We start from the raw sequence: 12986 nt of genomic DNA on the forward strand, positions 1-12986 counted from the left end.
AGTATGACCAAGCGGTCAGCGCCCGCAATTTACAATATTGCCGCGCATGGCGGCTTTGCGGACGCGCTGGCGCAAGGATTAATTGATAGGTTTGCGAAAGACCCGCTCGGGTTGGCGCGAGGGCTTGTCATCCTGCCCAATAACCGGGCGCGTCGTGCTGTTCATGATGCTTTTGTCAGGCTGAGCGAAGACGGTTTGCTTTTGCCGCAAATGGCAGTGATCGGGGATCTGGAGCTAGACGAATCTATCGGCGTTGCGTTGGATAGTGGTCAGCTGGCGCTCGATATCCCGCCATCGGTTGATCCGCTGGACCGTCTGTTGATGCTCGCGCGCCTCATCGAAATGGAGAGCGCGGCCAAGGGTAATGCGCTATTGTCCAAAGAAGCACTGCGATTGGCGCGCGAATTTGCGCGGACGCTCGACCAACTGACCGTTGAGGAAATCGCGCTCAAAGATCTTTTTGATATTGATGTAGAGCCAGAATTATCCGGCCATTGGCAGGACTCGCTCGCGTTCTTTCGTGTGATTGCAGAGAAATGGCAGGCCAAGCTGAACGATATGGGCGCTGTCGATGAAGCGGCGCGGCGGAACGCTTTGTTTGATCAAAGCGTCAAGGTCTGGAAAACAAGTCCGCCCAATCATTTTGTTGTTGCCGCTGGTATCACGACGTCCGCCCCCGCTATTGCGCGCTTTTTGCGGGCGATTGCGTTTCTGCCAGATGGCATGGTGGTTCTACCGGACCTGGACATGGTGATGACAGACGAGGAGTGGGACATGCTCGGCCCGTTCGAGCCCGATTCCGAGACGGGCAAAACGGATCGGGCGCAGGAAACGCATCCGCAATATCATATGAAGTTGCTGCTGGAACGCATGTCGATCGCACGCGGGGAGATAGTGCGTTGGCCGAGAACGGGAACAAGCGGGGCAGCGGCTAAACGGAGTAGGGCGCTGAGTAACGCTTTTGCCATCCCCAAATTAACATCGCGTTGGCAATCGCTGGACGCGAACGAGCGCAGCCTGGCGGGCGTGCAGACCATAGAAGCGCGCAATAGCGCTGAAGAGGCCCAGATTGTCGCCATTTTGGCGCGCGAGGCTTTGGAGACGCCAGAACGCCGGGTAGCGATTATCACGCCAGATCGGGCTCTGGCGGGCCGGATATCCGCCCATCTCGAACGCTGGATGATTGCGGCGGATGATACGGCAGGCCAGCCCTTATCGAAAAAACCAGAAGGGACATTCTTTCTCGCTTTGCTGTCCGCGGCAACGGACGGGTTTCCACCAGCCGAATTTTTGACGTTGCTAAAACATCCACTGGTGCGGGCAGGTGAGGGGCGGTTGGAATGGCTTTCCCAAGTTCGTAAGCTTGACCTTCTAATGCGCGGCCCCCGGCCAGCCCCGGGATTGTCGGGCATTGACAGCCTGTTCCAGAGTGAGGATCAAAGAACCGGAGGCCTGAGGGAAGAACTTCAACCTTGGTGGCAAGATGTAAGAGCGGTTTTCGAGCCAGCGGCAAAGATATTGAGCGGAGCGGCAGATTGGGCCGCAACCTTATCCGAAATCCGGCAACTCGCCGACTTGCTGACCAATGGGCAGGTCTGGGCAGGACCAGCGGGGCGCCAATTGGCTGACTTCCTATCGGATATGGAAGATCGTGCAGCACTGGGGCCGATGAAAATCCAGTCATCGGAAATTGCCAGCTATTTTGAGACTTTTTTGGCGGATATACCGGTTCGCCCCCCTTATGGCGGACATCCCCGGATTGCGCTCTATGGTCTGCTGGAAGCACGGCTCCAACAGGCGGATCTGGTCCTGTGTTGCGGTTTGAATGAAGGCAGCTGGCCGCAAGCCATCACGCCCGACCCATGGCTTGCCCCTATGGTCCGGAAATCGCTGGGCTTACCGGCGCAAGAGCGCCAAATTGGTTTGTCCGCGCATGATCTGGTCGGTGCGATGGGCGCGCAAAATGTGGTTTTGACGCGGGCGGGGCGAGATGGCTCGGGACCGGCCATCGCCTCGCGTTTCCTGCTGCGTTTGAGAGCGATGTGCGGTGATAACCTGAAAGCACATCCCATCGCCAAGAATTGGGCGCGGCGTTTGGATCAACCGGAGAAACCGGCGAAGATCGATCAGCCCGCACCGGAACCCAGCGCAGAGCAGCGTCTGGTGAAGCTGTCTGTCACCCAAGTCGACCGACTGATTGCCGATCCATATGCCTTTTATGCATCGAGAATAATGGGCTTGGGCGCACTTGATATGATCGATGCTGAACCAAGTCCGGCATGGCGCGGGTCTATCATTCACGACATTTTGGATAAATGGGCAAAAGAGGATGACTATGACCCTGATGCTCTGAAACGGCGCGCAGAGGCCTTTTTGAACGAACGATCATCTCATCCTTTGATGCGTACATTATGGGCACCGCGTTTGATGCAGGGTTTATTATGGGTGGCTGATACTGTGGCGCAGCAGCGCGCAGACGGTCGGATACCTGTCAGATCAGAGCAAAAGGGCAGCGCGTGCATAGCGGGCGTTGATCTGTTCGGTATCGCGGACCGGATTGACCGGATGCCCGATGGCAACCTTGGTATAGTCGATTATAAAACGGGTGGGCCGCCGTCGAACAAGGCTGTGAAAGAAGGGTTTGCTCTCCAACTCGGCTTATTGGGCGCCATTGCCGAAAAAGGCGATTTTGGTGGGCTTTCCGGCGATGCCAGCAGCTTTGAATATTGGTCGTTAGCGAAATCGGGGACCAAAGACAGTTTTGGTTATATCGCAACGCCAACCAATCCCCGCAGTCCGGACAAGATCGCAGCCGACGAGATGGTTGATCATGCGGTGACCGAATTCACCAAAGCTGTGACCAGCTATATCAAAGGCGATGCGCCGATGACCGCCAAACTCCATCCCGAATATGCGCCCTATGCTGATTATGATCAGTTAATGCGGCTTGAGGAATGGTATGGCCGCGCAGCGGTAACTGAGGCGGAGGACGGGCATGAGTGAGGCGCCGACCCTTTATCCGCTTGCGGACAAGCAAAGTGATGCTGTGCAGCCGGATGATAATATCTGGCTGAGCGCGTCCGCTGGGACGGGCAAGACACAGGTCCTGACCGCTCGGGTTTTCCGGCTGTTGCTGCGCGAAAATGTGAAGCCGGAACATATACTCTGCCTGACCTTCACCAAAGCCGGCGCCGCCGAGATGGCAGACCGGATCCACCGGCAACTTGCTAGCTGGGTGCGTGCCGATGACGCGAAACTGGCCACTGATTTATCGGCTATTGGGGCGCCGGTTGATCCCGCAACACGGGAATATGCGCGGACATTATTCGCCCGCGTGCTGGATGCCCGTGGCGGCGGTCTTCGGATCATGACGATCCACAGCTTTTGTCAGACGTTACTGGCTAGTTTTCCCGAAGAAGCGGGTATCCCGGCCCTGTTCAAGCCGATTGAAGAGCGCGACCAGAAGATCCTGGCGCGTCAGGCGTTAGGCGATCTGCTGTTGGCCGAAGAGGCGGCTGGGAATACTGGTATTATTCAAGCTATTCAGGCGCTTAGCGTACGAATGGGCGAAGAAGAAACCGAAAAATACCTGATGAAATGCGCGTCCAAAGCGGATGCGATGGAAAACCTTCCCAGCGGTGTATTGCCGTTTGTGCGGGGTTTGCTGGGTCTACCGACAGAGGGCGACGCGCAAAACTGGCTGGAAGAACGATGTACCGATGAAGCCTTTAATGTCGCGTCTCTTGAGGACATGGCGGAAGCGCTGGCTGGTTGGGGGACCAAGACCGCTACCGCGTACATAGAGCAAATTCGCAATTGGATAGCCGCTGATCCAGCGCATAGGGCTGCAACACTGCCAGATCTCCACAAAATCTGGGCAAAAGTCGATGGTGAGTGGCGTGCTGTTTCAAAAGGCCTGGATAAGGCCGCGCCGCATTATCATGAGCTGAGCGTCGCAATGTATGACGAATGCCGCCAGCTGCTTGAGACCAAGGCGCTGTTTGACTATGCCGACCTGTTCGCAGGTGCGCTGACCGCCGGGCGCGGTTTTTACCATCGCTATGCACAGGCAAAGAAGTTGCAAGGCGTGGTCGATTTTGATGATATGATCCGGATGACCGCGAAATTGCTCAATCAGGGGAATATGGCGGAATGGATCCGCTACAAACTTGACCAGCGCACCGATCATATATTGGTCGACGAAGCGCAGGATACCAATTTGGCGCAATGGGATATCGTACGGGCGCTCGCCGGGGAGTTTTTTGCAGGATTGGGGGCGAGCGCGGATAAAATCCGGACGTTGTTCACTGTCGGCGACTTCAAACAGGCGATTTTCGGCTTTCAGGGTACCAGCCCGCATAATTACGTGCAGGCCCGTGATGATTTTTTCGCACGGGCAGAGGCATCAGAGCGGCCGTTTAAAGACCTGCCATTGGATCGCAGTTTCCGTTCAACACCGCCAGTTCTGGAGGTGGTCGATAAGGTTCTGGAATATGTTGGCGAAAAGGAACTGGGGCTGGACAAGGCCATCCCGCCGCATCAGAGCCACTTTGCCGGAGAGCCCGGCAGTGTAACCTTGTGGCAACCCGTTGCCCATGGCGCGGTGAGCAATGCCGATGATGAAGAAGGCTGGCTTAGCGACGAAAAAAGGGTTTTCGCGCAACGACTTGCGCTCCAGATTAAAGAGTGGCTCTCGCTAGAGACACCGCTCTGGCTGAACCAGAAGAACCGCCCGCTGCAGCCTAAAGATATTATGATCCTGGTCAGCAAGCGCGATGATCTGAGCGCACTGATCGTGGCGCGGCTCTTTGCTGAAAATGTACCGGTAGCGGGCATTGACCGGATCCGTCTCAATCAGCCTTTGGTGGTACAGGATTTGCTCGCCGCCATCCGCTTTGTTTTACAGCCGAATGATGACCTTAATCTCGCGTCGCTTTTGGTGTCACCGCTTTTGGGCTGGACGCAGGAGGATTTGCTGGAGCGCGGCTATCGCGGGGATGCGCACAAGGATAAAAGCTTGTGGCAATATTTACGAACGCAAGATGCACTGGTGAACCATATCGAACCCTTGCGGACATTGTTGAACATGGCGGATTTCAACACACCCTATCAGTTTCTGGAAACCATTGTCTCTGGCCCGATGCAGGGGCGAAAGAAGCTGACAGCGCGGCTTAGCCATGCCGCGCTTGATCCGCTGGAGGAGTTGCTCAACACCGCACTTGCGTTTGAACAGGACCATATTCCGACGCTGCAGGGCTTTCTCGATTGGTTTGATCGCGGCGATGTTGAGATTAAACGTGATCAGATAGAGGGCGGCAATGAGGTCCGCTTGATGACCGTACACGGAGCCAAGGGCTTGCAAGCGCCACTGGTTATTCTCGCCAATGCGACATTTGACCCTGCGAACAAGAAAAGCGGTGGGTTCGACATACCAGACCCGATGCGCCCCGATGATGATCTTGAATATCCGGTTGTCCCGGTCCGCAAGGCCGAACGGACCGGGTTGCTCGATGCTTTTGCGACGGTAGCCGATGGGCGGGAGCGGCAGGAACATTGGCGGCTGCTTTATGTAGCGATGACGCGCGCCGAGGAACATCTGGTTGTAACCGGTATATTGGGACCGAAAGCGAAAGGCGTTGTACCGGACGGAAGCTGGTATAATGCTGTCGAGCAGGGCCTGAAGGCACTTGGCAGTGAATTGACAGAGACCGTGCGGTGGATTGCCCAGCGGGCCTATACCGGTTCAAATGTGACAAAAATGCCGGCGGTAGGAGCGAAACAAGGCAAACCATCTTCGAATGACGGACCGATAGCACTACCCGAATGGCTATTTGCTCCGGCACCCAAAGAAGCACGTCCACCGCGTCCGTTAACGCCGTCGGATCTCGGTCCCGATGATGCCGCTAACCCGCCGTCAGCGCAGATTATGCGCGATGCTGCGAAACGTGGTAAGTTGCTGCACAGCCTGTTTGAAAGATTGCCGGATATCGCACCGGACAAGCGCAAATATGTGGCGGATCGCTGGTTGGAGAAGCAAAAGCAAATAGGTGATGCGGCGCGGCGCAAAGCGTTGATCGATACCGTTGTCGCTGTATTGGACAATCCCGATTGGTCAGCACTATTCTCACCGGACAGTTTTGCCGAAGCGCCTATAGCCGCGGTTGTTGATCAGCATGTTGTATCTGGCACCGTGGATCGATTGTTGGTCACTGATAACCTGATTACGGTTATTGATTTCAAAACCGGCCGCGCTGTACCCAAAGAGGCGGCGCAAGCGCCGCGCGCATATTTGCGTCAAATGGCAGCCTATGTAGCGGCTTTGGAGAAAATCTTTCCTGACAGGCCGGTTAAGGCCGCTTTGCTTTACACGCAGGGACCTACGTTGTTGGAGCTTTCCGGCGATCTTATCGTACAGCACAAGCCGACGAACAAGCCAGACTTGGATCGCCCATGAAAATCCTTTTCGGGCAAATGGTTGAGCAATGATGCGCGCGCGCCTAAATAGATATTAAACAAGCAAAGGAGATTCCCTATGGGTACCAAAGCAATTACCGACGAGAGTTTTGAACAAGATGTCTTGAAAGCGGATGGACCAGTGCTGGTCGACTTTTGGGCAGAATGGTGCGGACCTTGTAAGATGATTGGCCCCGCGTTGGAAGAGATCAGCGATGAAATGGGGGAGCAGGTTACGATTGCCAAGCTCAACATTGATGATAGCCCGGATGCGCCTGGAAAATATGGTGTACGCGGTATTCCCACGATGATCTTGTTCAACAACGGTGAACCAGTGGAAACCAAGGTGGGCGCAGCTCCAAAAAGCCAGCTTAAATCCTGGCTGGAAGAAAGTCTCCCAGCTTAATTACTGAAAACAGATCCCAATAGCTCGGCGGCCTCGTCCCATAATTTGGGTGATGAGGCCCCGAGCAATCCTGTTTTGCGATCAGCGGGGCGATAAGCGTCTCCATTCCAGCGGGCCGCTTTTCCACCGGCTTCATTGAGAAACAGGATGCCAGCGGCATGATCCCAGGGAAGGCTGCGTTCGAACGTCGAAATATGGTTGCTACCCAGCGCCAGGCGCGGATATTGCTCTGCGGCACAACGTGGAATATCGACAATCTGATAATGCCCGTCAGCGGCGGCCAATAGCTTGCCGCGTTGCTCTGACGTCATGAAGCCAGTGGCCATGGCCGCAATGGGATTTCCTTCAGGATCATCAGGAACCACCAGTCTTTCACCGTTTAGAAATGCGCCTTGGCCTTTGGCAGCGTAGCACATACGGTCGGCTAACGGGTCATAGAGCCAGCCTGCAACCGTTTCGTTCGCTTCCGACAACGCCACAATCATACCGAACGGCGGATTACCCGCCGCGAAATTCCCGGTCCCGTCGATAGGGTCGATTATCCATGTCTGATTATCTGCCAGATGGTCCATGACAGAAGGATCCGCTGCGCTTGCTTCTTCGCCAACAATCGCCGCTCCCGGTGTCAGAGCGCTCAGCTTTTCGCTCAGCATCTCTTCACTGAGTTTGTCTGCTACGGTTACCAGATCGCTAGGTGATTTCTCCTGAATATCGGACGTTTTGAGATTTTGGTAGTGCGGTAGCACAACGTCGCGGGCGACTTGCCGGATGATGGCTTGTACCGATTCGTTGAGGTTGGGATCGCTCATGCCGGTGACAATATCTGTCCTAGGCGGGGGAAATGGACATGCACTTCGCCGACCTTTTCATCCTCCCTTTTGATACTTATCTGCCGATCATTCAAACCGATTAATATTCCGGAAACGGCAGCAGGATCGGGGCTTTCCGTTCTGACTGAAACCGCATCACCATGTTCGAAACCATGGTCTTCATCGACGGTGCAGCTGGCCGATGGACTGGTTCCCAGCGCATAGTCTATGGCCCGTTCCCCGGTCCATTCTTCAAAGCTGCCATAGCCAATCCCGTCAATGCGGTCATACCAGGCTGTGAGCTTGGGTCCAAATTCGGAGGGTTTTCGTCCTGCAAAACCGACGAAGCGCATGTTCATGTACAGCATCAGATCAGCATGACCGGGACTGTCACCAGAAATGTAACGCCGACCATCAGCCAGAGCATCTCTAACCAGGGCTGCCCCCGCTTCAAATTGTGCTGTTAAATGCGGTACCATCGGCAGGAATTTCTGGCGATCCATACCAAAGCGTTTGGCTCGATCTTCCCAGAACGCATCGCTGACGATATCGGGATTCGTGCCCAGCGCGACGCCCACAGCCGGCATGAACCACAGACCGCCAGACCATGTGGCAATGATACGCCCTGCGAAACCGAGAGGTTCGGGATAAAGGCTGGGCTCCGGTTTTAACGTCTCCAATGCATCCACGATGACCGACGTATCGCAATAAATGTCCGAACCGATTTGCAGCACAGGAATGCGCTCATAGCCTCCGGTCAGGGCGCTGAGCTCTGGTTTTGGGCAAATATCTGGCTGTTGAACAGATTTCCAGTTTATGCCTTTGAGGCCCAATGCCAGCCGCATCGCCTGTCCGAACGGGGAATTCTCATAGTGATGCAATATGACTTCAGTCATTTTAGCTCCTGTAATCGGCGTTTATCGAGATATATCCATGGGTCAGGTCACAGGTCCAGACTGTGGCCTTACTGTTACCAATGCCGATATCGACGCTTATTTCAATTACGTCGCCCTTCAGGTGCGCCGCGACGGGCGCTTCATCATAATCTGGAACAACGAGCCCGTCGCGCGCAACTGTAACTCCGCCAAACCCGATGGCCAGCTTGTCCCGGTCCGCTGGCTCACCGGCTTTCCCAACCGCCATGACAATCCGGCCCCAATTGGCGTCTTCCCCGGCAATGGCGGTTTTAACGAGCGGGGAATTGGCAATGGACAAGGCAATTCGCTTGGCACTTTCAGCGGATTCAGCGCCCATCACAGCAATTTCGATAAATTTGCTCGCGCCTTCGCCGTCACGGACGACGAGATGAGCTAGCTGCATGCACAAATCGTTCAACGCCGCCTGAAACGCATCGGCTCCGGGGTCGTCAAAAGACTGCAGGGCAGGGGCGTCATGCTGTCCGGTGGCAAAGGCCAGAACGGTATCGCTTGTGGAAGTGTCGCTATCAACAGTGATGCAATTGAAGCTCTTTGCCGTTGCCGCGTTCAGCATGTCCTGGAGCAAGCCCGGATCCACTGTTGCATCCGTAAAAACATAGCCCAGCATCGTTGCCATATCCGGTGCGATCATGCCGGACCCTTTGATAATGCCGCTAAGATGGATGGTCTTTCCGCCGATAATAGCTCTCGTGGTCGCCATTTTCGGGAAAGTGTCAGTGGTCATGATCGTGGCGGCAGCTTCTGTCCAACCGCACGGTTCTGCCATAAAAGCTGCATTTAAGCCGGCTTCAGCCCTGTCTTTGGGCAAGGGTTCACCAATTACACCAGTTGAGGAAACGAATATTTCCTCCTCGCAACAATCCAGATGATTGCTCGCTAGGGACAATATCCGCTGCACGGCTTCCATTCCCCGCGCGCCGGTGAAGGCATTGGCGTTGCCTGCATTGACGACCAAAGCTCTTGCTTTGCCGCCCAGCAATGCTTTGCGGCACCACTCTACTTCTGTGGAAGGGCACTTGCTTTGGGTCAGGACGCCCGCGACCGATGTCCCTTCGGCCAATTCTATATAAGTAAGATCGCAGCGGTCCCATTCTTTATATCGGGCTTGCGCGATGCGACGGGTTACGCCTGACATTTCAGGAAGCTTGGGCATGTGCTTGGGGGCAAGAGGTGATATAGTTTCTGACACTTAACTTGCCTTTATCTATTGTTTTGCTAAAGCGATGAACTTCTCACAGGGCTTATTGATGAACGTCTATATTGCAAGTTTTATGTTGCTGCTTTTCAATGCAGTGGGCGTCAATACGCCGGCTACTGCTATGACGGCGGAGACAGCTGGCAATGAAACGGCTTCCGAAGTTGAACGCGCAACATCATCTGATTGGGATAAGGCTACCTGGGCATTTGCAACGACCGAGGAGCCCTTCATTATTGCCTTCTCTGGTTCGCGCGAAACTAAGCCTGTTTGGGCGGTATTGCCAACACAGTCGACTATTGGCGACAAGCTGGAGCATGAAGAAGGCGCCCCCTAGAGCGGCCTTCTGGACAGTCACTGTGTTGATTTGTCCACAACTATTCCCAAATCCAGACGTAAACGGGCTGTTTATACGCCCAACAGCTATAAAATATCGGAAATCATCATGATCGGCGGCTTTGCCAAATCCTTCTTCGGGTCCTCCAACGACCGTTACGTAAAAACCATTATGAAAGTCGTTGATAAGATCAACGCTTTCGAACCAGAAATCGAACCTTTGTCCGATGAAGAATTAGCGGCTAAAACGCCTTATTTCCGGGAACGAGTGGCAAATGGCGAAACGCTGGATGATATTTTGCCTGAAGCTTTTGCGGTCGTTCGCGAAGCGGCCAAGAGGACCTTGGGTCAGCGCCATTATGACGTCCAGATGGTCGGCGGAATCGTTTTGCATCGCGGCGAAATTTCCGAAATGCGGACGGGTGAAGGTAAAACGCTCGTCGCGACGCTTGCTTGTTATCTCAATGCGATTGAGGGCAAAGGTGTCCACGTTGTCACCGTAAACGATTATCTCGCGCGCCGCGATGGTGAGTGGATGAGCCAGGTCTATAATTTCCTGGGCATGAGTCTTGGTACGATTGTTCCGAACATTAGCGAAGAACAGCGGCGAGAGGCTTATGCCGCAGATATCACCTATGGAACCAATAACGAGTTTGGTTTCGATTATCTGCGCGATAATATGAAGCATGATCGCGGCCAGATGGTCCAACGGCCATTTAACTTCGCCATTGTCGATGAAGTCGATTCAATTCTGATTGATGAAGCGCGGACGCCTTTGATTATCTCTGGTCCTACTGACGACAAGTCAGAGCTCTATGTTTCGGTCAATGAGGTTGTTCAGAGCATTACCGAGGAAGATTATGAGAAAGACGAGAAAAGCCGCAACATTTCTTTGACAGAAGAGGGCACGGAGAAAGCCGAGCGTCTACTCGAAGAAGCAGGATTGCTCGAAGGCGATAACCTCTATGATTTTGAAAATACCCAGGTTGTACATCACTTGAATCAGGCATTGATGGCCAATGTCATGCGCAAGCGCGACACCGATTATATCGTCAAAGACGGCAAGGTCGTGATCATTGATGAATTTACCGGCCGCATGATGGACGGACGGCGCTGGTCCAACGGCCTGCATCAGGCCGTAGAGGCGAAAGAAGGCGTCAAGATTGAGCCAGAAAACCAGACAATGGCTTCGATTACCTTCCAGAATTATTTCCGGATGTATCCCAAATTGTCGGGCATGACCGGTACGGCCGCCACGGAAGCCGCAGAATTTTTTGAAATCTATAAAATGAACGTCGTGACCATTCCAACGAATAAACCGATCCAGCGGACAGACGAGAATGACGAGTTTTATAAGAACACGATCGATAAATTTGCGGCAATAGCCAAGAAAATCAAAGAGCATAGCGACAAAGGCCAACCGGTTCTGGTTGGTACAGTGTCGATTGAAAAATCGGAACTGCTATCAGATTTTCTGAAGAAGGAAGATGTAACGCACAATGTTCTGAACGCGCGTTTTCATGAACAGGAAGCACATATTGTCGCGCAGGCGGGTAGCCCGGGCGCTGTCACTATTGCCACAAATATGGCCGGTCGCGGGACGGATATTCAGCTGGGCGGCAACATTGATTTTCGCGTCGAGCAGGAACTCGCCGATATGGAAGAGGGGCCTGAGCGCGACAAGGCCATTGCCAAGATTGAGGAAGAAGTCCGGGCATTGCGGGAAGAAGTCCGCGCAGCCGGCGGTTTGTTCGTCTTAGGAACGGAGCGGCATGAAAGCCGCCGGATTGATAACCAGCTGCGTGGCCGTTCCGGTCGTCAGGGTGATCCGGGGTTAAGCCGATTCTACCTCTGTTTGGAAGATGACCTTCTGCGCATCTTTGGTACCGAGACGATGTTTGCCAAAATGATGAACAAAAACCTCGAAGACGGTGAAGCCATTGGTGGTAAGTGGTTATCCAAGGCGATTGAAACGGCTCAGAAAAAGGTCGAGGCGCGCAATTACGAGGCGCGTAAACAGGTTGTCGAATATGATGATGTCATGAATGATCAGCGCAAGGTTATTTATGAACAGCGTTCTGAAATCATGGATGCTGAGACGGTTGGCGACGTGGTTGAGGATATGCGCCTTGAAACAGTGAATGCCATTGTCGCAGACTGCTGCCCGCCGGGAAGTTATCCGGAGCAATGGGAGACAGAAACGCTCAAAACCCGTGTTGAAGAGGTTTTTAATCTCAAGCCTGATATTGATGCCTGGTTGCAGGAAGATGCGGTTGAACCGGAGATTCTTGAAACGCGGATTGTCGAATTGGCTGACGCTGATTTCAATGCCAAAGTCGAGCAGATTGATCCTGAAATCTGGGTGCAGATAGAAAAATCAATTTTGCTGGAATCGCTCGACCATAATTGGAAAGAGCATTTGGCCACTCTTGACGCGCTACGACAGGTGGTGTTCCTGCGCGCCTATGCTCAGAAAAAGCCATTGGATGAATATAAGAAAGAGGCCTTTGGTCTGTTCGAACGCATGTTGGAAGTCATTCGTGAAAGCGTGACAAAAACCATCGCGGTTAGCCAGTTCCATCGTCAGGAAGAAATTGAAGTGCCGGAATTGCCAGAGCTACCAGATTTCCTGACAACGCATATCGATCCGCTTACCGGTGAAGATAACAGTGATGACATTGACGGTGGGACATTGGGTACGGTCGCTGCCACAATGCCGCCGCGCCAGTCGGGTGGAGCGGCACCCGCCGACGTCAATTTTGACGGTGTCAGTCGTAATGCGCCTTGTCCTTGCGGTTCGGGCCGGAAATACAAGCATTGTCACGGCAAATATTGATCGCGTGAGCCGG

General features: G+C 53.9%; 8 protein-coding genes. 5 read left to right on the top strand and 3 right to left on the bottom strand.

Features of this window, described 5'->3' with window-relative positions; translation table 11 throughout:
• Positions 1-3 precede the first annotated feature (3 nt).
• From addB to trxA, 3 genes are all read left to right on the top strand, one after another.
• Positions 4-3003, top strand: coding sequence for a double-strand break repair protein AddB (gene addB, locus J4G78_RS00440; protein WP_207987937.1), 3000 nt, complete (start codon positions 4-6; stop codon positions 3001-3003).
• A complete protein-coding gene (gene addA / locus J4G78_RS00445) occupies positions 2996-6454 on the top strand; it encodes a double-strand break repair helicase AddA (RefSeq protein WP_207987938.1) in 3459 nt (1152 codons plus the stop codon). The genes addB and addA overlap by 8 nt, the downstream gene beginning before the upstream one ends.
• Positions 6455-6532: 78 nt before the next feature.
• Positions 6533-6859, top strand: coding sequence for a thioredoxin TrxA (gene trxA, locus J4G78_RS00450; protein WP_207987939.1), 327 nt, complete (start codon positions 6533-6535; stop codon positions 6857-6859).
• Here the strand turns inward: trxA and J4G78_RS00455 are convergent.
• Genes J4G78_RS00455 through argJ form a run of 3 tightly spaced genes read right to left on the bottom strand, consistent with a single transcriptional unit; the run spans position 6856 to position 9759 of the window.
• Positions 6856-7668 (bottom strand): inositol monophosphatase family protein, encoded by an 813-nt coding sequence (locus tag J4G78_RS00455; protein ID WP_207987940.1) that lies wholly within the window; start codon positions 7666-7668, stop codon positions 6856-6858. The two genes, trxA and J4G78_RS00455, sit on opposite strands and share 4 nt — an antisense overlap.
• Positions 7665-8564 (bottom strand): glutathione S-transferase family protein, encoded by a 900-nt coding sequence (locus J4G78_RS00460; RefSeq protein WP_207987941.1) that lies wholly within the window; start codon positions 8562-8564, stop codon positions 7665-7667. The genes J4G78_RS00455 and J4G78_RS00460 overlap by 4 nt, the downstream gene beginning before the upstream one ends.
• A 1-nt stretch (position 8565) precedes the next feature.
• Complete coding sequence (gene argJ, locus J4G78_RS00465) at positions 8566-9759, bottom strand: bifunctional glutamate N-acetyltransferase/amino-acid acetyltransferase ArgJ (protein ID WP_207990292.1); 1194 nt, start codon at positions 9757-9759, stop codon at positions 8566-8568.
• A gap of 94 nt (positions 9760-9853) precedes the next feature.
• Between argJ and J4G78_RS00470 the strand changes: the two genes are divergently transcribed.
• Entirely contained in the window at positions 9854-10138 is a 285-nt protein-coding gene (locus tag J4G78_RS00470) for a hypothetical protein (protein ID WP_207987942.1), read from the top strand.
• 108 nt (positions 10139-10246) lie between these two features.
• Positions 10247-12973, top strand: coding sequence for a preprotein translocase subunit SecA (gene secA / locus J4G78_RS00475; RefSeq protein ID WP_207987943.1), 2727 nt, complete (start codon positions 10247-10249; stop codon positions 12971-12973).
• Positions 12974-12986 lie beyond the last annotated feature (13 nt).

Origin of the sequence: Parasphingorhabdus cellanae (genome assembly GCF_017498565.1) — a bacterium.
Taxonomy (GTDB): Bacteria; Pseudomonadota; Alphaproteobacteria; order Sphingomonadales; family Sphingomonadaceae; genus Parasphingorhabdus; species Parasphingorhabdus cellanae.